We start from the raw sequence: 23,439 nt of genomic DNA, 5'->3' as shown, positions 1-23,439 counted from the left end.
AATAACAGGTGTAATAATGATCACGAAAAGTGTTCGAAACCAGCCATATTAACTGATATTGCTTTATTGTTTAATGTGGTTGAAATGGTCTGGGACGCATTAATCTGCCCAATGCAGGTGACTGGTGTTCCTGCATGAGATAATGCAGTCTCTAAACCAACTTTATTATCTTCAGATACAGTAAAAAGTAGCTCATAATCATCACCGCCAGACAATGCTAATTTCACAGCATCTTCGGCCAATAAACTTTCGCGCAAAACGGCAGATAAAGGTAATGCATCCAATACAATATTAGCGCCAACATTTGATGCTTGACAAATATGGCCTAAATCTACGCTAAGACCATCAGAGATATCAATCGCTGATGAAGCGTACTCTCTAATAACTTGACCAGCAAGTACACGGGGCTTAGGAAAGTCGAGCTTAGTTCTTATCGTCGAAAAAAGGCTATCTTCTAATTCAACTTCGCCCTTAATATGTTGTAGAGCAAGTGCAGCATCACCTAACTCACCAGTAACATACAACCAATCACCTGCTGAAGCTCCTGAGCGAGTCAAATAACTATCTTTTGGAGTTAGTCCATGCGCAGTAATGGTAATACTTAATGGGCCTTGTGTTGTATCGCCGCCAATCAACTGAACATTGTAAAACTCGCACAATTCAAAAAAACCTGCTCCAAATTCACTTAACCAACCCTCATCAACACTTGGTACTGTTAATGCTAATGAAATCCAGCTAGGCGTTGCCCCCATCGCTGCAATATCAGAAAGGTTAACCGCAACAGCTTTATGACCTATAGCTCTTGGTGAAGTATTCAAAGGAAAGTGAACTCCCGCTACTAAAGTATCGGTAGTAATAACAATATTTTGCTTTTCGATAGGCGCAATCACAGCGCAATCATCACCAATTCCCAGTTTAACTTCTTTGTGTTTGACTGTTTGATTGGTAAAAAATTGTTTTATAAGATCAAACTCTTTCATAATATTTATCAGCTTCGTAATAATTATTCTTGAGGGCGAACAATCTTTACTGTCTTATCTAAAACACCATTGACAAATTTATGGCTATCATCTGCCGCAAATGATTTAGCTAATTCGATAGCTTCATTAATCACGACACGATATGGAACATCAACACAATATTTTAACTCGTATACAGCAACACGTATAATTGCCTTTTCAACATGGTCAACTTCGTCTAATGGGCGGTCAACAAAAGGCGAAATAACCTCATCAATCACTGCAATATTTTGAGTTACACCACGAAGCAATTGTTGGAAATATTCAATATCAAAACGACGTTTGCTATTTTCACTAATAAAGTTCACTTCAACATCTGTTACTGAATTTTGGCTAAGTTGCCATGAATAAACGGCTTGTACGGCAAGTTCACGGGCTTTTCTTCTTGGTGAAGGTTTCACAATATATTTCCACTTTTAATAATGATGCTAATAACTCTATAAATTATAGCGTCATATAAATTAATTAGGGCGTATTAAATACACCCTACATTGACTTAATAATGATGTTGTACGCTTATAGCTGAGCTAAAACATTAACCATTTCTAACGCACCTAAAGCTGCTTCTGCACCTTTATTACCAGCTTTAGTACCAGCGCGTTCTATTGCTTGTTCAATAGAGTCGGTGGTGATAACACCAAATGACACTGGAATTTCTGAGTCTAAACAAACTTGCGCTAAGCCTTTATTAGACTCACCAGCAACAAAATCAAAGTGCGGAGTGCCGCCACGAATAACAGCACCAATAGCAATAATGGCGTCAAATTTACCTGTTTTAGCTGCTTTTTTGGCAACAAGTGGTAACTCATACGCACCTGGAACACGAATTACAGTAATGTCGCTGTCTTGTACATTACCGCTACGTTTAAGTGCGTCAATAGCACCTTCTAATAAACTATCAACAATAAAGTGATTAAAACGTGATACAACAATAGCAAATTTCTTGCCTTTTGCTTCAAAAGAGCCTTCAATAATATTCATTTAAATTATTTCCAATAAAACAGGTTCTAAAAAATTTTCGCAATTCTAGCAAATTACGAGTGACTTAGGTATACGTTTATTCTATTTAACGATAAATCTTATGTAATGAATTACTCAAATTCTTCAAGTAATGCATCAATTTCAGCTTCTTGAGCTTCATCAATAATCACAGGTGGATTGCCATCATAAAGTCTATAGCGCATATTTTGAAAGTAAGCGTTTTTAACAAACTCATAAGGGTCTTCAGACTCGATGATTAATTGCTCTTGATCTCTTATCGCGGCTCGTTTTTCAAGCCCAATAATACTTAGACGCACTACATTAGGCCAAAAATCAATAATCGCCAACGGCCAATACAGACCGTCGACATAATCTCCAACCTCTTCCCTGACAGAGCTTGGCCCGAAACCTGGAATAACTAAATAAGGGCCGTCTCCGACACCATAAGTGCCTAAGACCTCGCCAAACTCTTCTTGCTCTCCTGACCATTCAAAGTCACTCGCAGGATCATAAAAACCGAGTAAACCAATAGTGGAGTTTAGTACAAATCGTCCTGTACTTTTTGCCGCATCTGTTATTTTAAGCTGTAATAAGTTATTAATGATGCTTGCTGGTTCATTTAAATTTAATGCCATATTGTATAAACCAGTACGTAAAAATGGCGGTGTGTAAGTTGTATAAACATCACTAGCTGGTTTAGCAAGATATTTATCTAGATAATCCCAAGTAAATGTCCATAAAGGTCTGTTAATGACTTCTAAGGGATCTCTTGAGTCATTAATAAAACTAGTGTTGGCTGAGTATTCCTCAACTTCACTTTCTTGAGGCGTGCTTGAACAACCTGATAAAAACAGGAACGTTATGAAAAATAAGTATTTATAAAAGGAAGTTTGAACGACTTTCACGAGGCTTGAATCCTTGCCATTTCAGCTAAAAAAACCGAGATACTTTAGCATGTATTGGAGTAAACATAACCTCCTTTTTTAGAAAACCTCTATTGAGAGGAGCATTCTCGAATAAAACATCGAGCTTAAGTGATGGTGCGCTGCCTATGTACAGATAACAACATTTCAGCTTCAGCTATTGGTAACTCGCACTCCTTAACGATTTCATCAATATCTGCTCCTTTCTCCGCCAACTTAAACGCTCGGCTATACAGCTTATCTTGTTCTTGGTTATCTTGTATATTTTCAATGAGTTGCTGTAAGTTATTAGATATCGCTTGCTGTGACTTAATTCGATGCTCTAGTTGCTTCATTACCTGAGAGCTTTCTAGTAATTGAGCATTAGCTGACTTTTGAAAGGTTAACTGCTGTTTTTTAAGTTCTTCATTAATCGTTTGTAACTCTTGTATTATAAGTTCATCTGTTTGCCTTTTATGCGTTAACTCATTTAATTTTTGATTAAACTTATAAAGGAAAAAAACCAAAAAAAGGCTACCAATAGCGACAAATAATAAGGTAAATATAGAAATGATAGGGGGGGTAAACAACGACATTAGAACACTTCACCGTAAACTTAAATAAAACCAGCTAAGCAGAAGTATGCTTAGCTGGTTCGAAAATGACTAGAATTGTTTTAATTCATCCCATTCATCATCAGAAAGTAATTTATCAAGATCAACTAAAATGAGTAGCTCTCCTTCGCGGTTAGAAACTCCTTGAATAAATTGAGCACTTTCTTCATTACCAACATTAGGAGCAATATCTATTTCAGATGCTTTTAAGTAAACAACTTCGGCAACACTATCTACTAAAATACCAATAACTTGCTTTTCAGATTCGATTACAACAACACGAGTATTATCAGTGACATCACATGGCTCCAACCCAAATCGGGCACGAGTATCAATAACGGTCACAACATTACCGCGAAGGTTAATTATACCTAAAACGTATAAAGGGGCGCCTGGAACGGGGGCTATTTCGCTATAACGTAATACTTCTTGTACTTGCATAACATTAATGCCGTAGGTTTCACTTTCTAACTTAAAAGTTACCCATTGCAACACTTCATCGTTAACATCATTTTTTTCATTAGAACTACGTCTTTCGTCTGCCATACCACTTGCCTCTTAATTTATTTAAATAACCGTTTGTATTAGCTTATTTACAGAGTAGCTGCATACAAATTATTTTTCTTGATATATATTACTGCCTTTATCGAGTAACTTAATTAAAGCGCTTACATCAAGTAAGGCACACATCTTTTCTTTTACCAAACCTGCAAGCCACGGTCGCTTATTTTTTGTATCTAACCATTTAACTTCATCTTGTGATAACACCACAGTATCAATAAGGTTTTCGGCCATTAATCCCCAATTACTATCATTTAACATAATAATATATTGATAGTTTAGCGAATCTTTTAGTTTATCATTACATTTTTCAGGCATAACCCATAATGCGGTATCAACAACATTAATTTTTTCTTCTCGGTGCAACATCACACCTTTAAACCATTCAGGTTTACCCATTAAGCTATTAGTTTTTCCAACCTGGTGAATTCCACCAAGCTCAATTAATGGCACAGCAATGATCAAGCCAGCAACATCAAAGAACATTGCTTGAAAGTCCCCCTCTCGATAGGACTTACTTTCTTCTATTATAGCACTTGCTTCACTTTTTCTGGTTGTTAGTACTTTATTTTCTAATATCGGCTCATTACTCTCGACCTTTAGCGGCGGAGTAATATTTTTTAATAACTCGGTTAGTGACTTATTATCATCACCTTTAGCTTTAATGGCAGGTTTAGGAGCTGACATTGCTTTTTTCAACATAGGTTGTTGAACATCTTCACTTGATGACTCTGTCAATAGTTCAGATAGATAGTTTTGCATCAGCTTTTTACTTGCTGTTAACGACTTACTCATTTACAACGTAACCTCTTTTTTCTCGCCATGCTGTTTAATTAAATAGTTTAAAAGGCTTTTATAAGCAATGCTTCCGCGAGAATTAGCCGCATAATCAGACGGAACTTTTTGTGCTAAGCTTGCATTTCTTAAGTTAGTATCAACAGGCACAACACCTGGCCATACTTTATTAGAATAAAGATCCTGCAGTTTTTTAAACGCTAATATTGATGCCTTAGTACGTTTATCAAACATTGTAGGTACTATAGTATACTTGAATTTTTCAGCTTGCTCTCCCTGCATAATTTCTAATGTTTTAATCATACGGTCTAAACCTTTAAGTGCTAAAAACTCTGTTTGCACTGGCACAACAATTCTATCAGCTGCTGCTAAAGCATTAACCATCAGTACACCTAAAACTGGTGGACAATCAATAAGTACATAATCATAATCGGCTTGTAATGTTAGCATAGCCTTTTTTAAAACTAAGCCCATACCTCCTTTATTACCTAAAGAGCGATCTAGCGTGGCTAGCCCCATAGTGGCGGGTAAAATATCAATATTATCGTACTGAGTTGGGCATAAACTCTGTAAAATTTGTTCTTTAGAAGACTCTTGAATAAATAGATCATAAACACTTAAATCTAGATCCTCAGATTCAATACCAAAATAATAACTTAGCGATGCATGAGGATCGGTGTCAACAAGCAGCACACGCTGTCCACGCTCAGCCAGTATTCCGGCTAAAGAGATAGTTGTTGTGGTTTTACCAACACCACCTTTTTGATTCGCTACAGTCCAAACTATCAAAGATTCATCCTAGTTGTTGTTATTATCAACGGAGCTTTCTTTTTGTACTTCAGAGTCAGTTCTTGTCGTAACTCTAATGCCACCATTGCTCAGTTGAAGTGTTTTCACTTTACCATCAGGTACCGATGTACTTTGCGAATTATCTTTATTACTTAATGTCTCAAGCGCTACACTCGATAATACTGGTTGTTTCGCTTTATCAACACCAAACTTAGAAATAGCAATAACCACTTTTCTATTTTCAGCTCTTCCCTCAGCGGTATTGTTGCTAGCCGTAGGGTAATATTGCCCATATCCCTCTATTGCCATTCTATTTGGTGCGATACCAAATTGCTCCAATAACCGAAGAATTGCTGTTGCTCTATACACTGAGAGCTCCCAATTAGAAGGAAATATTTCAGTATTTATGGCTTGGTTATCGGTATAACCTCTTATACGAATAAAGTTACTGCTTTGATTAATAACATTATAAACTACATTTAAAAGATCTTTGGCAGCATTAGTGCTCGATGATGAACCACTAGGAAATAATAATGCACTATTAAGTTCAATTTCTAACCAATCGCCATCAATCTGTAGATTGGCATAACCTGACTCAATAATGTCATATAATGCAGTATTTAATTCCTCTTCTAATGAAGTTAAGTGGCTTCCAATCTTCTCATCAGAAATATTAGAAAGCTGTTGTTTATTATCAAATAGCTCAGGCCCTGCTACTTCTAATAAGCCATCGCCATATAAATTTTTCTTCGATTCATTGGCCTTTACCAGTAAAATATCATTGCTACTTCCACTGTTAATACTGTGGAGATCTGTCGGTTTAAACAAACCACCAAAAGACTCAGTAATAATATCAAACGGTTTTTCATTGACCATAGCCATCGCATAAAGTACGACGAATAGCGCAAATAATAACGTCATATAATCAGCATAGGAGACTAACCAACGATGAACATTGTCAGGCTCTACTTCATGCCGTTTACGACGTACTCGATTCATCTATCCAACCTAAATGCAGACAACTTATCTTCAATTGCGTGAGGATTATCACCATTGGCAAGTGCAATAAGCCCTTCAGAAATCATTTCTCGATACATCGTTTGTTGGTGAATAATGGCTCTCAACTTATTTGCTACCGGCAAATAAATTAAATTAGCAAAACCAACACCGTATATAGTTGCAATAAATGCGGTCGCAATACCTGTACCAAGTAAGGTGGGGTCTGTTAAATTATTCATCGCATGGATAAGTCCCAAAACAGCGCCTAGAATTCCAATGGTAGGGCTATACCCCCCCATAGCTTCAAATACATTAGCGGAGCGTAGGTTATGCTCTCGGTATATATCTAAGTCGAGCTCTAAAGATAAACGTAATGTGTCAACTTCAACGCCATCAACTAATGAGTTCAGCCCTTTTTGTGTATATTGGTCATCAATATCAAGAGCTATATCTTCTAAAGCTAAGTAACCTTCACTACGCGATAGCTCTGCCCAATGTACGATATCAGCAATGCCTTGTTCTATATTATAAACAGGAGGATAAAAGACCCAACGAAGCAATGAAATAGCATGGGTAAACTGCACCATGGATGATTGCAACATCACTGCCCCTAAAGTACCGCCAAAGACAATAATAAATGCGGGTAGTTCAAATAAAGCAGAAAAACTTCCTCCGTCTAAGCTAAATCCTATATAAATAGCTAAAACAGCCAGAACCAGTCCTGCAATACTGAGTTTATCCACGGCTGACTTCCTTAACCATTGAGGGCGCCATTGCATCTAACGGTAAAGAAAGTTGAGATATCCCTGCCTTATCAATAGCTTGTGGCATTCCGTAGACAACACATGATTGTTCATCTTGAGACCATATGGTAGCACCTTTTGTTTTAAGCATTCTGGCACCTTCTTTTCCATCAGACCCCATACCGGTAAGTATAACGGCAAGCACTTTTCCTGAAAAAGTTTTAGCTGCAGAGCCAAACGTAATATCAACACTTGGTTTAAAGGTTATTTTAGGAGAGTCATCTTCTAAAATTTTGATTTTAGCTGCACTCTCTGTACCACTAATAATCATCTGACGACCGCCTGGTGCTAAATATGCGCAGCCGGGCTTTAATACGTCACCATCGGCGGCTTCTTTAACTTTTATCTTACATAATGAGTCTAAACGGCTAGCAAATGCAGCAGTAAAGGCCGCTGGCATATGTTGTACCATGACAATAGGTAATGGAAAATCAGCATTAAATTGCGTGAGTATTTTTTGTAAGGCGACAGGTCCACCTGTAGATGTACCTATAGCTAGTAATTTATACTCTTTACCAGAACTACGTGAAATAGTATTGGAAGACTTTTTGACGCTAGTACCAACCTCTTTTCTCTCAACAATTTTCGTCGGAACTTCGCGAGTTAATGGCCTATCACTTCTCACAGGTGGCGTAGGCTTACTAACCCGCGCCCTTAAATTAGGTTTACGGGCAATCTCTAAAACACGTTGACGTAACAAGCTCCCTGCTTCATCGGTATTTTTAGCTATTTCACTAAACTTTTTAGGAAGAAAATCTAAAGCGCCAGCCTCTAGCGCCTCAAGTGTTGCTTTTGCACCTTGATGGGTTAAAGAGGAGAACATTAGTATTGCTGTTGGTGATTGAGACATTATTTTTTTAACAGCATCAATACCATTTAACACAGGCATCTCTATGTCCATTGTGATCACATCAGGCTTTAATAGCTTAGCTTTATCAACAGCTTCTTGACCATTTACAGCAACACCAATAACTTCAAGTTGAGGATCTTTAGTTAAGATGTCTGTGACTCTGCGTCTAAAGAAGCTGGAGTCATCAACCACAAGTACCTTATAGGCCATTTATTATCTCTGCTTTTTTATATGAGTGATTATAGGTAAGTTGAAGGCGCTCGAAAATAAAGCGCCTTCTATAGCTAACTACGCAGTTTTTTATTAACCGGTGACTTTCTAGCATAAAACTTTAATATGTTTGCTATATCTAAAATAAGTGCAATGCCGCCGTCACTAGTAATGGTTGCTCCTGCCATGCCTGGTGTACCATGAAGTAATCTATCGAGTGGTTTTATAACAACCTCTTCTTGACCAATTAAGCTATCAACAACAAAAGCAACTTGTTGATTACCTAACTGTACAATAACAACATGACCTTTATCGCGAGGCTTCGATGTATACCCTTTGACTAACCACTGATCTAAGTAAAATAAAGGAATAGCCTTTTCTCGAACTATAATGGTTAATTGACCATCAACACTGTTGGTATTAGATAAATCTAAATGAAATATTTCATTGACTGAAGCAAGCGGTAAAGCAAATGTTTGCTTACCAACCACAACCATTAGTGTAGGTAATATAGCTAAAGTTAAAGGAACTTTAATTTCTAACACTGTGCCTACACCCAGCTCAGCGTCAATGTTGACCGTACCGTTAAGTTGTGTGATTTTAGTTTTAACCACATCCATACCAACACCACGACCCGATACTTCAGATATTTCTGTTTTAGTAGAGAAACCTGGAGCAAATATTAAGCTATACGCCTCTTTATCTGACATACGTGCTGCGGCATCCGCATCAAGAACACCGCGTTCTATCGCAATATTTTTTAATTTTTCAGGGTTCATACCTGCACCATCATCTTTAATGGTGAGTAATATATGATCCCCTTCCTGAGAGGCTGATAAAACAACGGTACCTTCTCTAGGCTTACCTATTGATTCACGAATATCTGGTGCTTCAATGCCGTGGTCAACAGAGTTACGTACTAAGTGAACTAGAGGATCGGCTAGAGCTTCAACCAAGTTTTTATCTAAATCAGTTTCTTCACCTTCAAGAATAAGCTTAATATCTTTTTTCAGGCTTCGAGCTAAGTCACGAACAACTCGAGGGAAACGACCAAAAACCTTTTTAATAGGCTGCATCCGTGTTTTCATCACGGCACCCTGTAAGTCGGTAGTCACTGCATCTAAGTTAGTTACCGCTTTAGTGAGATCTTCATCATCAGACACTAGCCCTAAACTGGTTAGCCTATTTCTAACGAGTACGAGCTCACCAACCATATTCATGATTTGATCAAGCCTTTTTGTATCAACCCTAACAGTGGTTTCACCTTGTGATGCCGCTGCTGCTTTCTTCTCTGCGACTTTAGCAGGAGCAGAGCTTACTGGTGCCGGCGCAGGACTTGGTGTTGATGGCTTAGCTGCTGCTGGCTTAGCCGGAGTAACAGGATCTGGAGTCACTGCTGGGGGAGTATTTTCAACTGTATTTTCGGTTGCTGTACTGTCAGTTGTCGTACTTGGGGCATTACCTTTACCGTGTAACTCATCGAGTAGTTTTTCAAATTCTAAGTCATCTATATCATCCGAAGATGTACTAGAAGTGGCTTGAGAGGACGCTGCAACTTCTGAAGAAAAAGCCCCTTGACCATGTAATTCATCAAGCAATGATTCAAATTCATCGTCTGATATTTCATTGCTATCGGTTGGGTTGCTAGCCGTAGGAGCTACATTAACCTCTTCTGATGGCGTAGGAGTTGAAGGTTCCCCACCGCCATGTAACTCATCGAGTAAGCGCTCAAACTCATCTTCGGTCATTTCATCATTTGAGCCTGTATCATTTGAGTTTTCATCATTAATATCGTTATTAACAGCTACCGTAGCATCTTCAACGACAGCTTCAACCGGAGCTGGATCAGCAGCGCCTGCTGAGTCAGGAGTACTAAGGCGATGTAATTCAGCTAATAGTTGCGGGTCTGCAGGAATTAATGGCTGGCTATTTTGCACTAAAGCAAACATATCATTAACCGTATCTAGAGCAGATAGAATAGTATCCATAAGCTCAGGATTAACACGTCGTTGTCCAGTACGTAATAAATCAAAGATATTTTCCGCACCATGACAGACTTCAACAAGCTCATTCAAGCTTAAAAACCCGGCTCCCCCTTTCACTGTATGAAATCCACGGAAGATAGAGTTCAATAGCCCAGAGTTATCTACATCATTTTCTAGCTCAACTAGCTCTTCTGAAAGAGACTCTAAGATTTCACCCGCTTCAACTAAAAAATCCTGTAAAATTTCTTCATCTGCTTCAAAAGACATGCAGCAACTCCCATTAAAATCCTAAACTTGATAAAAGATCATCAACATCGTCTTGATCTTCAACAACATCGTCTCTGTTTTCTGTGTTTACTATCGGACCTTCAACTAAATTGTCACCGACTTTAGGTGTCGCTTGATTTTTATCATCATCAGAAGTGATACCAAAAGCGGTTAACATGTTAATTAAACTGTCTTCAACCTCTCGAACCAAATCAATAACCTTACGAATAACTTGGCCTGTTAGATCTTGGAAATCCTGTGCCATTAAGACATCAGTCATTAAGCCATGTATTAATTGAGTTTCTTTACCTGTTGTTTTAAGTAGTGTGTCAATACCCAAACAAAGGCTTTTGAACTCAGCTAAATCAATTTGGTTATTCATCAGTTTAGTCCAAGCGGGATTAACTGCATCAACTTGTTCTGATATTCTATCAACCACTGGAAAAATAGCTTCAACAGCGTCCATAGTTTTGTTTGCTGCTTCTTCTGTTCTTTCAATAACGTAATTCAGGCGCTCTTTCGCATCTGGAATATCAGCATTAGCCAAGTCACTTAAACGAGAGTCAACTTGGAAGTTCGTTAACGAGTCATGAAGTTGACGTGTTAACTTACCTATTTCTGCAAACAGTTCCGAGTTAATTGGGTTTTGAATTTCTGCAATAATTGCATCGGCAGCATCTTGCTGCCCAGATTCAAGATACTCAACTAGCGATTTTGCTTGCTCTAAAGAGATCCGCCCCATCATAGCTATACTCATGCAAAGTCCTTAATACTTATGCAAACCATATTCTTAGCATATTAAATTCGTATAAAGCTAAAACAGTTATTAACCCAAACGCTCAAAAATTTTGTCTAATTTAGTTTTTAACGTTGCCGCAGTAAATGGCTTAACGATATAACCATTTACCCCTGCTTGAGCTGCCATAACTATTTGCTCTTTTTTAGCTTCTGCAGTAATTAATAAGACAGGGATGTGAGATAAGCTCGCATCAGCTCGTATTGCTTTTAACAAGTCAATACCTTGCATACCAGGCATATTCCAATCAGTTACAACAAAGTCAAAATCTCCACCTTGAAGCATCGGTAATGCTGTGCTGCCATCATCCGCCTCTTGAATATTGGTAAAGCCTAAATCACGCAATAAATTTTTTACTATACGTCTCATGGTTGAAAAGTCATCAACTACAAGCACTTTCATATTTTTATCCAAGGCACCCTCCGGCGAAACATTTAAAATTAATAATGGTGGTATTATTTATACTATCAAACTTATTTTAACAGTGAAGTTAATTGTTATCGATTTAATAGTTTAGTTAATTTTGCCAAGATTGCATACGCGCTTTTAACCTATGCATTGCTTGACTATGAATTTGGCTCACCCTTGATTCACTTACATCAAGTACTTGACCAATTTCACGTAAATTCAATTCTTCATCGTAGTATAGCGACAGTACTAGAGCTTCACGCTCGGGTAAAGTGCTTATACACTCAGCTAACGCCTTTTTAAACGCAACTTGTTCTATATTTAGATAGGGATCATCATCAATATTGTCATCAGTATAACTTAACGCATCTTCACTTGTACCTAAGTCATCTATGCCTAGTATTTTACCTGTACTGACTTCTCTTAATATATGATGGTAGTCATTTAATGAAATATCAAGTTTTTCAGCAACTTCAATATCAGAAACATCTCTACCAAGTTTAGCTTCTAATGTATTGATTGCATCACTTACCATTCGGCTATTTTTATGTACTGAGCGAGGAGTCCAGTCACCGCGACGCATTTCATCTAGCATTGCACCACGTATTCTAATACCTGCAAAGGTTTCAAAGCTAGCACCTTTAGTATTATCAAAGTTATTAGCGGCCTCTAATAATCCAATCATGCCTGATTGAATGAGATCATCGACTAATACACTTGCAGGTAGTCTTGCCAATAAGTGATAGGCAATACGTTTGACCAAAACAGTATGTTGCTCAAGTATCGCAGCTTTATCAATTTGATTACTATAGCTATTCGCTTTTGCCACGTAATAATGCTCTCATAAAGTCGTATGGATTTGAATAAACTAGCTAATTAGCTAATAACTGCTCAATAAAAAACTCTAAGTGTCCTGATGCTTGTTTAGGTATAGGCCATTGGCCTACTTTAGTCGCTAAACTGCTAAATGCTTTAGCGGCTGGGGATTGTGGAAACGCTTCAACAATAGCTTGTTGCTTGCGAACCGACTTTCTAATATTTTCATCAAAGGGAATAACCGCGACTAACTCTAGTGCTACATCTAAAAACCTGTCTGTTACTTTAGTCAGTTTAGCAAAAAGCTGTTCGCCTTCTTTTGGATTTCGCACCATATTTGCAACAACTTTAAACTTGAAAACCCCATGGTCGCGACTTAATAACTTCATTAGTGCGTAACAATCTGTTATTGATGTGGGCTCATCACAAACCACTAACATGACATCTTGTGCTGCACGGGTAAAGCTAAGTACCATATCTGAAATACCTGCTGCGGTATCAACAATAAGTACATCAAATTGAGTTTGCATTTCACTAAAGGCACGAATTAATCCAGCATGCTCTGCTGGCGTTAAGTCAACCATAGATTGTGAGCCAGATGTTGCTGGAATTATTTTAATACCGGCAGGCCCTTCAATAATAATATCATCGAGCTCGCACTCACCCGAGAGCACATGTGATAAATTGCGCTTTACCCTCAAGCCCAACATTACATCAACATTAGCTAGACCTAAATCGGCATCTAAAACGAGAACACGCTTGCCCTGTTGGCCTAATGCTATAGCGGTATTCAAAGAAACATTGGTTTTACCTACGCCTCCTTTGCCTCCTGAAACAGCGATTACTTTAACTTTTTGTAAATCTTGCATTTTTCTTAAGCCACTCGCTTGATCTATCATCAAATTTTTACTTCTATTGTCGTATAAACTAACACGCTACATTACTCCCGCGGGAGCAACTGGCATAGTGCGCACAGGTGTATTATTACCATTTGCTGGCTTACTTGCCATCTTATCAGCAAGAGTAACTAATTTCTCAGCATTTGCAACTTTAATATCTTCAGGAACTCGTTGCCCGTCAGTAAGATACCCAATTGGTAAACCATTTTTTATTGATGTGGTAATTATTTCGCCAATACTAACGCTTTCATCAAGTTTAGTATAAATACACCCTGATATTGGTACTTTTTTAAAGCGTTCAACATTTTCTTGCATAACTCGCTGTTGGGTATTGGCAGCAAGTACCAAGTAATTACGAATAGTAACGCGTGCATTATTAACCAAGTTTGCCAACTGCTCAGCTAAACGCATATCGCGTTGACCCATACCCGCAGTATCAATCAAAATAAGTTTTTTCTTCGAAAACTGCTGTAATAAAGCATCTAATGCCTGGCTGTCTTTAGCAAGCATGACCTGACAACCTATAATTTTACCGTACGTTGCAAGTTGTTCAAAACCCGCTATACGAAAGGTATCAGTCGAAATAAGTGCAACATTATCACTCCCATGAACTTGCGCAAAACCAGCAGCGAGTTTGGCAATAGTTGTTGTTTTCCCAACCCCCGTTGGGCCAACTAAAGCAACAACGCCACCACGATGAATGATATCGTTTTGCGTGGTATTTATTTGCTTAGCGATAAGTTGTGTTGCTTGTTGCCAAGCTTCTGGCTCAGAAGTTTGTGGTGGCACATAACCCGCTATCTGATCTGCTATTTGCTCATTAATTCCTAGTGCTAATAAACGACTTACCAATACCGCGCGCTGAGGATCCTTTTGTGCCATATCTTGCCACATCAACCCAGAAACCTGGTGCTCTAATAGCGCTCGAATAGACATCATTTCTTGTTGCATTTTAGCAAAGTCTTGCGAAGAAACCGCCGCACTTTGGCTTTCTGTTGGTACTGTTTGTTGCGCATTAAACGGAGTTACATTCGCGGTAATATCATCGGCATCTTCATTTAAAACAGTTGATTGACTTAAGCGGTCAGTAAAGCTTTTAAATTGTTGCTCTATGCTTTCATCCTCTTCAGTTAAATCATTAACTGTCGGCTGACTATGTGATGGCATTGGTGTCGTTGTTTGCTGAACTTGACGATTAAGTAAAGCGGATAAGCTGTCAGCATGGTTTTCTTCATTGGCCGTTGAGTTTACTTTTTCATTAACAGTTACATTTTCTGACGCGACACTATTTTGACGTGTTGAAGCACTTTGGCTATGTGAGGCATGATTCCCAATATTAACTACATCGTCTGTTACTGCTCTATTGCTACTGCGCTCATCAAATGAGTTAATACTATTTGCCGATAATGATTGCTCTTGTGGTTGTGTTTTTGTAGTTATTGGCTGGTTGTAATCAACCGCAGCCATTAGCTCAACACCTTCAGGAATTTTTTTTGTTGACATAATGACGGCATCAACACCGAGTTCATCTTTTATTTGTGCTAAGGCACTGCGCATATCTTTGGCAACAAAACGTTTAATTTTCATATAAAACCTCAGTGTAACTAGTCATTACTATGTTATTTGTTATCAAGCAAATTTTTGCTTGGGTCTAACTTACTGACCTATAACACTCACTATTTTTATTTGTTTATCATCAGGGATTTCTTGATAAGAAATAACCCGCAACCCTGGAATCGTATATTTTACAAATTTAGATAACACTGAACGTAAAATACCCGATGTTAATAAAATAGGAACTTCTCCAGACATCTCTTGTTGATGAGCACCATCAGTTAATGATTTTTGTAAACGCTCAGCAAGTCCTGGTTCAATACCTGCGCCGTCATCTCCGGCCATTTGCATAGACTGGTGCAACATTTGTTCCAACTCAGGTGCCAAAGTTATGACAGGGACTTCTTGCTCACCACCAACAAGGTCTTGAATAATAAATTTACGTAAGCTAATACGTACAGCAGCAGTCAACACTTCTGCATCTTGACTCTTAGGGCCGTACTCTACTAAGGTTTGTACTATTGAGCGCATATCACGAACAGCAACACCTTCATTCATTAAACTTTGCAGCACTTTCACTACGGTGCCTAAAGTCAGCGTATCAGGAATAAAACCTTCAACTAATTTAGGATGATTTTTCGCCAGTAAATCTAATAAGTTTTGAACTTCTTCATGACCAAGCAATTGTGAAGCATTATTGGTTAATATTTGGCTTAAATGCGTTGCTAATACCGTTGCCGAATCAACAACGGTATATCCCAAAGTTTGCGCTTGTTCACGTTGATTTTGGTTAATCCAAACGGCATCAAGACCAAAAGCTGGGTCTTTAGTTGGAATGCCTTCTAACTGGCCAAAAACTTGGCCTGGGTTTATGGCTAATTCTTGGTCGTGTCTAATTTGTGCAGAGCCGACATTAACGCCCATTAATGAAATTTGATAACTGTTGGGTTCTAAATCTAAATTGTCTCGAATATGAACTGCTGGCACTAAAAAGCCAAACTCTTGAGAAAGCTTTTTACGAACACCTTTAATTCGACTAAGCAACTCTCCGCCTTGCGCTTTATCAACCAAAGGTATTAAGCGATAACCTATTTCCAAGCCAATAATATCTACATGGTTAACATCGTCCCAATCAAGCTCTTTAACTTCATCTTCTTTTTGCTTGATTTGGGCTTTCTCTTCATGTTCATTTTTTTCAAGTTCAGCGGCTTTATTAATTTTATTACGATTACCTAAAAAGGCAGTACCCGCAATCATTGCAGCAAAAAGTAAAAACACAAAGTGAGGCATGCCTGGAATAACACCCATAACAAACATGACACCTGCAGCAATATACAGTGACTTCCCTTGACCAAGCTGAGCGCTAACTTGCTCCCCCATGTCTTGTGAAGTGTTCTGACGAGTTACAACTATCGCAGTACCAATTGAAAGCAATAACCCAGGTATTTGGGCAACTAGGCCGTCACCTATGGTAAGTAACGTGTATATCTCTACTGCTTCATCAAAGGTTAAATCATGTTGAACCATACCAATAACTAAGCCGCCAACAATATTAATAAATAATATTAAAATACCAGCAATGGCATCACCCTTAACAAATTTACTGGCACCATCCATGGAGCCATAAAAGTCAGCTTCACTCGTGACTTCTGTTCTGCGCTCTTTAGCTTGCTCTTGAGTGATAAAACCGGCATTTAAATCGGCATCTATCGCCATTTGCTTACCTGGCATAGCATCTAAGGTGAAGCGTGCTGTTACTTCGGCGATACGACCAGCACCTTTAGTGACAACAACAAAGTTAATAATAATAAGAATAAGAAATACAACAATACCTACCGCATAGTTACCGCCAATAACTACCGAGCCAAAGGCTTCAATAACTTTACCTGCAGCCTCAGGACCTTCATGACCTTCTAACAGTACTACTCGAGTACTTGCAACATTCAAAGCTAATCGTAAAATAGTGGCCACCAGTAATACCGCAGGAAAAGAGCCAAAATCTAACGGTTTTAAGGTATAAACTGTAATTAAAAGCACGACAAGTGATAAAGCGATATTAAAAGAGAATAGAATATCAAGCAACCACGATGGCATAGGTAAAATAACCATACCGAGTGCGGCCATCACTAATATAGGTGTGCCTAAACCAGTCAGGTGATGAAAGTTCTTTTTATCAAAGCGGTTTAAATAAGCGGGTAGTTGCATTAATACTTCATGTTATTTTTTTGACACGTAATAATAAGAAAAGCAAATCTCGTACCATAAAATTACGTTTAACTTTTATCAATAAAACAAGTCACTTATATCAATATTTAAAATCATCTGGAATGGGTAATGTTTTCGGAATAGCGGTTGGCCTTTTTGCCTTGCCTTTCTTATGCTCATTAAGTTGAAAAATAAACGCTAATACTTGCGCAACCGCGGCAAATAATTCTTCAGGAATATCATCACCCGCTTCAGTGGTATAATAAAGCGATCGTGCTAAAGCCGGTGACTGAATTATTTCAATATTATGTTCTTTGGCTATAGTACGAATATGAATCGCCATTTGGTCAACCCCTTTAGCGATGACAACAGGCGCACCACCAACAGCAGCATCGTATTTCAAGGCTACTGAGTAATGCGTAGGGTTGGTAATAACGACATCAGAGTTAGGCACTTCGGCCATCATTCGTCGTTGTGATATTTCATACTGCGCTCTTTTTATACGCCCTTTAGTTTCTGGGCTACCTTCACTATTTTTATGTTCATCTTTAATATCTTGTTTGGTCATTCTTAATTGCTTGGCATGGTTCCACACTTGATAAGGTGCATCTATCACCACAATAATACCAATAGAAAGCGCTAACACTAAAAACATCCACAATAGCATTGTCGTTGCATGAGCGAAATTATTCGGTATAGATTCTCGACTCAACCCTAAAATTTCTTCAAATAACCCACTGAGTAATAAGTACGAAACAATAAATATCACTAAAAATTTTAAAATAGATTTAATGAGTTCAACAAATGCTTGTACACCAAACATACGTTTAAAGCCGGCAAGTGGAGAAAGTTTACTTGCCTTCGGTGCGGTAGCCGCCCACGAAAAACTCATACCACCAAGCAAAATATTACCTACAAACGCTGCCAGCGCAACAATAGCGAAAATCCACAACATAGGCGCAATAACTAAGGTAACTCCCTCATCAATAATTTTAAATAAGGCATTAACATCCATTGCTTCTTCGCGGCTAAAGCTAAATAATCGCTTCATCATTTGAGCGATAGATGCTGCTAAAGAGCCCCCCATAAGTAACATTGCACAGGCGCAACCAACAAGTACAAAAAAAGTACCTAAGTCTTTAGAGCGAGCTATTTGCCCTTTCTTACGTGCATCAGTAAGTTTTTTTGCTGTGGGCTCTTCGGTTTTTTCACCGCTATCTGACTCTGCCATTTATGCTGCCTGACAATCAATTAAATAGCAGCTAAAATCTAAAGCTCGCTGCCACTGTAATTCAAAATGAGTAAAGAAGTTACCAAAAGTTAACCACATAATAAGTAAACCAGCCATCATAGTGATAGGAAAACCAATAGCGAAAATATTCAGCTGTGGCGCTGCTCTGGTCATAATACCAAATGCAAAGTTAACCAATAGCATCGCGGTAATTGGCGCTAAGGCAAGAGAAAGCGCAGTGGCAAACATCCAGCCTCCCCACTCAACCACTTCTTTGTATTTAATACTTGATAAATGCTCTGTAGGTATTGGTAATGTATCGAAACTAGCAACAATAAACTGTAAATAAGCTAAATGTCCGTCCATCGCCCAAAAAAGTAATGAAGATAAAATAAGAAAAAACTGACCAATGGCTGGAACGTTCATACCACTTGCAGGATCAATTAATGATGCAAAACCAAGACCTGATTGCATAGCGATAATTTGACCAGCTAAGGTAAAGGTATTTACGACCATTACCGTTACAAAGCCTAACATGACCCCAATGATCATTTGTTGCCCTAATAAGATAGCCGTTACTAAAGAGAATAAATTATCCACATTAGCAGGAGGAATAGCGGGCATAATAGCAACGGTGATTGTAATACAAAGAAATAATTTAATTCGACCAGGGATAGTTTTAGCCCCTAAGCCTATCATGGTCATCACCAAAGCTGAAATACGACTAAATGGGAGAATAAAATCAGCAATATACTGATTAATAACCAGCTCTGTAAACTCCATTAAATAATCACACTTGGTATGCTCTCAATGAGCCTAATCGTATAATCCATCAATTTTTGTACCAGCCAATGCCCCCCAAAAATCAACGCTAACAACGTCACAATTAAACGCGGTAAAAAACTTAATGTTTGCTCGTTAATAGACGTAGCAGCTTGGAATACAGCAACCATTAAACCAACCGCTAAGCTAGGTAAAATAATGGCACAGACCAGTATAATCACTAATAACAGCGCATCACCGAGTATATCTATATAAATCTCTGGACCCATAAACGACTCTATTTAAGGTTAATTATATGGTTTAAAATCAATGTTTACTTTCCAATGAGCTAAGTACCTAAACCATAGCTTGTTGCAATAGTACCTATCACTAAGTTCCAGCCATCAACCAGTACAAAAAGCATTAATTTAAACGGTAAAGAGACGATCATCGGGGATAACATCATCATACCCATAGCCATCAAAATACTAGCGACCACTAAATCAATAATAAGAAAAGGAATAAACAGAATAAAACCGATTTGAAAGGCCGTTTTTAATTCACTAATAATAAATGACGGTATAATAACCGTCATTGGTAAGTCTGTAACATTATCTACTTCTTCAATACCCGCCATTTCAGCTAACGTTTGTAAATCTTTTAGCCGAGTTTGCTCTAACATAAAAGCACGTAGCGGTATTTTCCCCCGATCAATAGCTTCAATAGAGGTTAACTCTTCTGCTAAGTATGGCTGAATGGCCGTTTCATCTATTTTATTATAGACCGGTGTCATAATGAAAAGCGTCATAAATAACGTCAGACCAATAATGACTTGATTAGAAGGGGTTTGTTGTAGACCAAATGCTTGTCGTAATATAGCCATAACCACGACAATACGAGTAAATGAAGTCATCATAATGACGGCTGCTGGGATAAAACTCAGCGCAGTCATAAAAATTAAAATTTGCAGCGTTACTGAATATTCTTGTGTGCCGTCGGGGTTCGTTGTCAGTTTCAGCGCAGATAAAGATAAGTCTTCTGCTGACACACCAAAACTTAAACTGGTTAACGATAAAACTAAAATCAATAACGAGATTATTTTTTTCATATTTTTCCTAAATATGTATAGTTTAGTAATATAGTTTTGCGCTTTATTACCTAGCAAAGTTCAATATTTGATGACTTCACTGTTTTCACTTAACCATTCTCACTTAACCATTACTACCTAACTACTTGCATTTAAACAACTACTTTTCTGACTTTGCGGGTTTAGCCCCCAATAGAGATAAAATACTTGCCGGTATATTGTGCTTTTTTAAAGAATCTTTCGTTAAGGTTGGCTCAGCTAGCGGCTCTTCTAAGGTATCAAGTAAGGAGATCTGTTGTGCAGTAATCCCAAGTAATAATTGTTTATCTCCAGCTTGAACCACTACCACACGCTCTTTAGCGCCTAAAGATAAGCTAGTAATCACTTTTAGTTGACTGCCTCCTTGCTGTACCAGGTTAAAGCGCTTTAACACAAAAGCACTGACAATAATTAGTGCCAATACCATTAGTAATGACAAAATCATGCTACCAGCATCCATATTTGCCATAACATGCTTCCCAACTTGTGGGGCGTCTTGCACTAACGCATCGGTGCTTGCGGTATTTGGAGTGAGACTTTCTTGTGCAAATGCAATGCTTGAAAATAGCCCGCTAGTGATGGCTGTGAATATACGCATAATTAAATCATCTTATCCATCTGCTTTTTGCAAGGTTATTTTAACTTTTTAATTCGCTCTACTTGGCTAATAACATCAGTCAAGCGAATACCAAATTTGTCGTTTACCACAACAACCTCACCATGGGCTATTAATGTACCATTAACTAAAACATCAAGAGCTTCCCCTGCAACGCGGTCAAGTTCAACGACTGAACCTTGGTTTAACTGTAATAAATTACGAATACTAATGTTGCTGCGGCCAACTTCCATTGAAATAGTAACTGGAATATCTAAAATGGCATCTAATTTTCGCTTTTCATCACCAGTAATAGGTGCGTCATCTTCAGTTAACTCTTCTAACTCAACGGTTTCAGCATCAAGTGTTGAGGCTTTTGCTTCAGCCTGCTCATCTAATGCTTCATCCCACATACTTAAATCTTCGTCTTTATCGTTACTCATACCCTACGCCTCACTAAAATTCTTATTCAATGCGAAGTAACTCGCTTTATTTTTTATAAATCATCTTCTAAAAGATGGAGCTCTGCGTCACTATCAAGGCGTTTCCCTCCTTTAGTTAGTATCGTTAGCTCAGATTTCACCGACTCTGGTCGTTTAATTTTTTCTTCTATTTTCAGTGCTACATTATCTCGGCTTCGACCAAGCTTAGCTCTGAAGGTAGGTAAGTCTTCAATCAATACTGTAATGTGTTCAGGCATTTCAATAGGAATAATATCGCCTTTTTGCAGCTCCATAATTTGACTCAATGGTAAGTCTACTTCAATAAACTTAGTGTTAACGGCAACAGGAACATCCATAATTTCATCACGTAATGCCTTAGACCAACGCATATCAGTGTCTTCTTTATCACTTTGCACACCGGCATCAAGTAACTCACGAATAGGCTCAAGCATTGAGTAAGGTAGTGCAATATGAAAATCGCCGCCGCCACCGTCGAGTTCTATATGAAATGAGCTAATAACCACAACTTCGGTTGGGCTGACAATATTAGCCATTGACGGGTTAACTTCTGAATCTAAATATTCAAACGACACATCCATTACTGGTGACCAAGCTTCTTTATAATCTTCAAAAATCAGCTTAAGTAACATTTGAATAATGCGTCGTTCAGTTGGCGTGAACTCTCGTCCTTCTATTTTTGCATGATAACGGCCATCACCACCAAAAAAATTATCAACAAGAATGAAAACTAAGCGGGCTTCCATGGTGATTAACGCAGTACCTTTTAGTGGACGAAAGCGCACCATATTCAAGCTGGTAGGAACAAACAAAGTATGTATGTACTCACCAAACTTAATCATTTGTATACCGTTTATTGACACTTCGGCCGTACGTCGCATCATATTAAATAAACTAATACGCATATGACGAGCAAAACGTTCGTTCACCATTTCAAGGGTTGGCATACGTCCACGAACGATACGATCTTGTGAAGAAAAATCGTAATCCGAAGTACCGGTGCTGGACTCAACCGTATCTTCGGATACCTCTTCTTCTTCTACATCATCGACACCGTGTAGTAACGCATCTATTTCGTCTTGCGATAATAAATCACTCACTCAGTATTCTCTTTTTATTAAGGTAAATGAATTCTTCAGTTATTTTTAATTTATTCTTTGAGTAGTAAAATAAAAACTAGCTAATTAATACGTTACTGCATCACAAAGCCAGTGAATAATACTTTTTCTACCGTTTTGTTGCCTTCTAACTCTGTCATGACTTTTTGCACCGCTGCTAGCGACTTCTGCTTTAATGACACTTTACCAGCACTTGTTGCAAGATCTTCTGCATTACTTTGTGAGAAGACCCCTAGTAAGGTACTTTCAATTAAAGGGATATGCATTTTGGCACTTTCTTCGTGCTCACCACCTCGAACAAGTAGCTGCACCCTTATTTCAACAAAGCGATCGCGAGCAGCACCAGGAACATTGAATCTAAAAGGTCTTGGCATCGGCACATATAAAGCAGTTCCCACTTGTGCTGAGCTACTTTCTTCAGGCGCACTTTCACCTTCAGGAGTTTCACTGTCAAGTGCTGAGCTCATTTGTGCATCACTAGCAGGTTTATCGTCTCCCATAAAGAAAAAATAACCCGCGCCAGCGCCAGCTAAAAGCACAACGACAGCTACAATAATAATTATTAATTTTTTGCTTTTTCCTGAGCCTTCTAACTCTAATTCACCATCTTTATCGTCTGCCATTACTCGCCCTTACCTAATTATTGATACTGCAAAAATTTATGTCGTTATTAAATAACCTGAGCTCGGCTTA

At 38.3% G+C, this 23,439-nt stretch carries 26 protein-coding genes; all 26 read right to left on the bottom strand.

Translation table 11 applies throughout. From position 1 onward, the window contains the following. Positions 1-20: 20 nt before the first annotated feature. The 26 genes from thiL to fliL all read right to left on the bottom strand — a co-directional run bounded on the left by thiL (position 21) and on the right by fliL (position 23,369). Positions 21-980, bottom strand: a complete 960-nt coding sequence (gene thiL, locus KO495_RS07765; RefSeq protein WP_215979840.1) for a thiamine-phosphate kinase — start codon at positions 978-980, stop codon at positions 21-23. A gap of 23 nt (positions 981-1,003) precedes the next feature. After that, positions 1,004-1,420, bottom strand: a complete 417-nt coding sequence (gene nusB / locus KO495_RS07760) for a transcription antitermination factor NusB (protein WP_215979839.1) — start codon at positions 1,418-1,420, stop codon at positions 1,004-1,006. A gap of 115 nt (positions 1,421-1,535) precedes the next feature. Further along, a complete protein-coding gene (gene ribE, locus KO495_RS07755; protein WP_215979838.1) occupies positions 1,536-2,000 on the bottom strand; it encodes a 6,7-dimethyl-8-ribityllumazine synthase in 465 nt (154 codons plus the stop codon). Between the two features lie 110 nt (positions 2,001-2,110). After that, positions 2,111-2,905, bottom strand: coding sequence for a VacJ family lipoprotein (locus tag KO495_RS07750; protein WP_215979837.1), 795 nt, complete (start codon positions 2,903-2,905; stop codon positions 2,111-2,113). A 125-nt stretch (positions 2,906-3,030) separates the two neighbouring features. Further along, on the bottom strand, positions 3,031-3,498 hold the full coding sequence (locus KO495_RS07745; RefSeq protein ID WP_215979836.1) for a DUF2802 domain-containing protein: 468 nt from the start codon (positions 3,496-3,498) through the stop codon (positions 3,031-3,033). 69 nt (positions 3,499-3,567) lie between these two features. Further along, positions 3,568-4,062 carry a chemotaxis protein CheW gene (locus KO495_RS07740; RefSeq protein WP_215979835.1) on the bottom strand — a complete coding sequence of 165 codons (495 nt, stop codon included), beginning with the start codon at positions 4,060-4,062 and terminating at the stop codon, positions 3,568-3,570. A gap of 69 nt (positions 4,063-4,131) precedes the next feature. Further along, positions 4,132-4,872, bottom strand: coding sequence for a chemotaxis protein CheW (locus KO495_RS07735; RefSeq protein WP_252738866.1), 741 nt, complete (start codon positions 4,870-4,872; stop codon positions 4,132-4,134). Then, on the bottom strand, positions 4,873-5,661 hold the full coding sequence (locus tag KO495_RS07730) for a ParA family protein (RefSeq protein WP_215979834.1): 789 nt from the start codon (positions 5,659-5,661) through the stop codon (positions 4,873-4,875). It abuts the gene before it with no gap. Between the two features lie 9 nt (positions 5,662-5,670). Continuing rightward, the gene (locus KO495_RS07725; protein ID WP_215979833.1) at positions 5,671-6,660 is read right to left on the bottom strand and encodes a flagellar motor protein MotB; all 990 of its coding nucleotides are present in this window, start codon (positions 6,658-6,660) and stop codon (positions 5,671-5,673) included. Beyond that, complete coding sequence (locus tag KO495_RS07720; protein WP_215979832.1) at positions 6,657-7,403, bottom strand: flagellar motor protein; 747 nt, start codon at positions 7,401-7,403, stop codon at positions 6,657-6,659. The genes KO495_RS07725 and KO495_RS07720 overlap by 4 nt, the downstream gene beginning before the upstream one ends. Then, positions 7,396-8,523, bottom strand: a complete 1,128-nt coding sequence (locus KO495_RS07715; protein WP_215979831.1) for a chemotaxis response regulator protein-glutamate methylesterase — start codon at positions 8,521-8,523, stop codon at positions 7,396-7,398. The genes KO495_RS07720 and KO495_RS07715 overlap by 8 nt, the downstream gene beginning before the upstream one ends. A gap of 74 nt (positions 8,524-8,597) precedes the next feature. Next, positions 8,598-10,775, bottom strand: a complete 2,178-nt coding sequence (locus KO495_RS07710) for a chemotaxis protein CheA (RefSeq protein WP_215979830.1) — start codon at positions 10,773-10,775, stop codon at positions 8,598-8,600. A 13-nt stretch (positions 10,776-10,788) separates the two neighbouring features. Then, on the bottom strand, positions 10,789-11,532 hold the full coding sequence (locus KO495_RS07705) for a protein phosphatase CheZ (RefSeq protein WP_215979829.1): 744 nt from the start codon (positions 11,530-11,532) through the stop codon (positions 10,789-10,791). Between the two features lie 69 nt (positions 11,533-11,601). Further along, a complete protein-coding gene (gene cheY / locus KO495_RS07700) occupies positions 11,602-11,985 on the bottom strand; it encodes a chemotaxis response regulator CheY (protein ID WP_215979828.1) in 384 nt (127 codons plus the stop codon). 103 nt (positions 11,986-12,088) lie between these two features. Next, positions 12,089-12,808 carry an RNA polymerase sigma factor FliA gene (locus KO495_RS07695; protein WP_215979827.1) on the bottom strand — a complete coding sequence of 240 codons (720 nt, stop codon included), beginning with the start codon at positions 12,806-12,808 and terminating at the stop codon, positions 12,089-12,091. A 43-nt stretch (positions 12,809-12,851) separates the two neighbouring features. After that, positions 12,852-13,694, bottom strand: a complete 843-nt coding sequence (locus tag KO495_RS07690; RefSeq protein WP_215979826.1) for a MinD/ParA family protein — start codon at positions 13,692-13,694, stop codon at positions 12,852-12,854. A gap of 36 nt (positions 13,695-13,730) precedes the next feature. Next, positions 13,731-15,281: a flagellar biosynthesis protein FlhF gene (gene flhF, locus KO495_RS07685; RefSeq protein ID WP_215979825.1), complete on the bottom strand. Its 1,551-nt coding sequence runs from the start codon at positions 15,279-15,281 to the stop codon at positions 13,731-13,733. Positions 15,282-15,350: 69 nt separating this feature from the next. Next, positions 15,351-17,453: a flagellar biosynthesis protein FlhA gene (flhA, locus tag KO495_RS07680; RefSeq protein ID WP_215979824.1), complete on the bottom strand. Its 2,103-nt coding sequence runs from the start codon at positions 17,451-17,453 to the stop codon at positions 15,351-15,353. Between the two features lie 100 nt (positions 17,454-17,553). Beyond that, complete coding sequence (gene flhB / locus KO495_RS07675) at positions 17,554-18,684, bottom strand: flagellar biosynthesis protein FlhB (protein WP_215979823.1); 1,131 nt, start codon at positions 18,682-18,684, stop codon at positions 17,554-17,556. Continuing rightward, positions 18,685-19,467 carry a flagellar biosynthetic protein FliR gene (gene fliR / locus KO495_RS07670; protein ID WP_215979822.1) on the bottom strand — a complete coding sequence of 261 codons (783 nt, stop codon included), beginning with the start codon at positions 19,465-19,467 and terminating at the stop codon, positions 18,685-18,687. It lies immediately after the preceding gene. Then, positions 19,467-19,736 carry a flagellar biosynthesis protein FliQ gene (fliQ, locus tag KO495_RS07665; RefSeq protein WP_215979821.1) on the bottom strand — a complete coding sequence of 90 codons (270 nt, stop codon included), beginning with the start codon at positions 19,734-19,736 and terminating at the stop codon, positions 19,467-19,469. The genes fliR and fliQ overlap by 1 nt, the downstream gene beginning before the upstream one ends. A gap of 59 nt (positions 19,737-19,795) precedes the next feature. Next, positions 19,796-20,554 (bottom strand): flagellar type III secretion system pore protein FliP, encoded by a 759-nt coding sequence (fliP, locus tag KO495_RS07660; RefSeq protein ID WP_215979820.1) that lies wholly within the window; start codon positions 20,552-20,554, stop codon positions 19,796-19,798. Between the two features lie 139 nt (positions 20,555-20,693). After that, positions 20,694-21,170 (bottom strand): flagellar biosynthetic protein FliO, encoded by a 477-nt coding sequence (fliO, locus tag KO495_RS07655; protein WP_215979819.1) that lies wholly within the window; start codon positions 21,168-21,170, stop codon positions 20,694-20,696. A 35-nt stretch (positions 21,171-21,205) separates the two neighbouring features. Next, the gene (fliN, locus tag KO495_RS07650) at positions 21,206-21,610 is read right to left on the bottom strand and encodes a flagellar motor switch protein FliN (protein ID WP_215979818.1); all 405 of its coding nucleotides are present in this window, start codon (positions 21,608-21,610) and stop codon (positions 21,206-21,208) included. Positions 21,611-21,663: 53 nt separating this feature from the next. Then, positions 21,664-22,728 carry a flagellar motor switch protein FliM gene (gene fliM / locus KO495_RS07645; RefSeq protein ID WP_215979817.1) on the bottom strand — a complete coding sequence of 355 codons (1,065 nt, stop codon included), beginning with the start codon at positions 22,726-22,728 and terminating at the stop codon, positions 21,664-21,666. A gap of 92 nt (positions 22,729-22,820) precedes the next feature. Continuing rightward, positions 22,821-23,369, bottom strand: coding sequence for a flagellar basal body-associated protein FliL (gene fliL / locus KO495_RS07640; RefSeq protein WP_215979816.1), 549 nt, complete (start codon positions 23,367-23,369; stop codon positions 22,821-22,823). Positions 23,370-23,439: the final 70 nt, after the last annotated feature.

It is taken from the genome of Colwellia sp. D2M02, from assembly GCF_018860755.1.
GTDB lineage: Bacteria > Pseudomonadota > Gammaproteobacteria > Enterobacterales > Alteromonadaceae > Colwellia > Colwellia asteriadis.
The sequence above is the reverse complement of the archived record's forward strand: the minus strand, read 5'-3'. Positions and strand labels throughout refer to the sequence as shown.

Excerpts from the sequence above, each read along its gene's own strand:
- KO495_RS07745 (WP_215979836.1), bottom strand. The coding sequence starts at position 3,498 with ATGTCGTTGTTTACCCCCCCTATCATTTCTATATTTACCTTATTATTT.
- flhA (WP_215979824.1), bottom strand. The coding sequence starts at position 17,453 with ATGCAACTACCCGCTTATTTAAACCGCTTTGATAAAAAGAACTTTCAT.
- flhB (WP_215979823.1), bottom strand. The coding sequence starts at position 18,684 with ATGGCAGAGTCAGATAGCGGTGAAAAAACCGAAGAGCCCACAGCAAAA.
- KO495_RS07725 (WP_215979833.1), bottom strand. The coding sequence starts at position 6,660 with ATGAATCGAGTACGTCGTAAACGGCATGAAGTAGAGCCTGACAATGTT.
- fliR (WP_215979822.1), bottom strand. The coding sequence starts at position 19,467 with ATGGAGTTTACAGAGCTGGTTATTAATCAGTATATTGCTGATTTTATT.
- fliL (WP_215979816.1), bottom strand. The coding sequence starts at position 23,369 with ATGGCAGACGATAAAGATGGTGAATTAGAGTTAGAAGGCTCAGGAAAA.
- fliN (WP_215979818.1), bottom strand. The coding sequence starts at position 21,610 with ATGAGTAACGATAAAGACGAAGATTTAAGTATGTGGGATGAAGCATTA.
- KO495_RS07690 (WP_215979826.1), bottom strand. The coding sequence starts at position 13,694 with ATGATAGATCAAGCGAGTGGCTTAAGAAAAATGCAAGATTTACAAAAA.
- KO495_RS07710 (WP_215979830.1), bottom strand. The coding sequence starts at position 10,775 with ATGTCTTTTGAAGCAGATGAAGAAATTTTACAGGATTTTTTAGTTGAA.
- KO495_RS07735 (WP_252738866.1), bottom strand. The coding sequence starts at position 4,872 with ATGAGTAAGTCGTTAACAGCAAGTAAAAAGCTGATGCAAAACTATCTA.
- thiL (WP_215979840.1), bottom strand. The coding sequence starts at position 980 with ATGAAAGAGTTTGATCTTATAAAACAATTTTTTACCAATCAAACAGTC.
- KO495_RS07705 (WP_215979829.1), bottom strand. The coding sequence starts at position 11,532 with ATGAGTATAGCTATGATGGGGCGGATCTCTTTAGAGCAAGCAAAATCG.
- fliP (WP_215979820.1), bottom strand. The coding sequence starts at position 20,554 with ATGAAAAAAATAATCTCGTTATTGATTTTAGTTTTATCGTTAACCAGT.
- fliO (WP_215979819.1), bottom strand. The coding sequence starts at position 21,170 with ATGCGTATATTCACAGCCATCACTAGCGGGCTATTTTCAAGCATTGCA.
- ribE (WP_215979838.1), bottom strand. The coding sequence starts at position 2,000 with ATGAATATTATTGAAGGCTCTTTTGAAGCAAAAGGCAAGAAATTTGCT.
- KO495_RS07740 (WP_215979835.1), bottom strand. The coding sequence starts at position 4,062 with ATGGCAGACGAAAGACGTAGTTCTAATGAAAAAAATGATGTTAACGAT.
- fliQ (WP_215979821.1), bottom strand. The coding sequence starts at position 19,736 with ATGGGTCCAGAGATTTATATAGATATACTCGGTGATGCGCTGTTATTA.
- flhF (WP_215979825.1), bottom strand. The coding sequence starts at position 15,281 with ATGAAAATTAAACGTTTTGTTGCCAAAGATATGCGCAGTGCCTTAGCA.
- KO495_RS07715 (WP_215979831.1), bottom strand. The coding sequence starts at position 8,523 with ATGGCCTATAAGGTACTTGTGGTTGATGACTCCAGCTTCTTTAGACGC.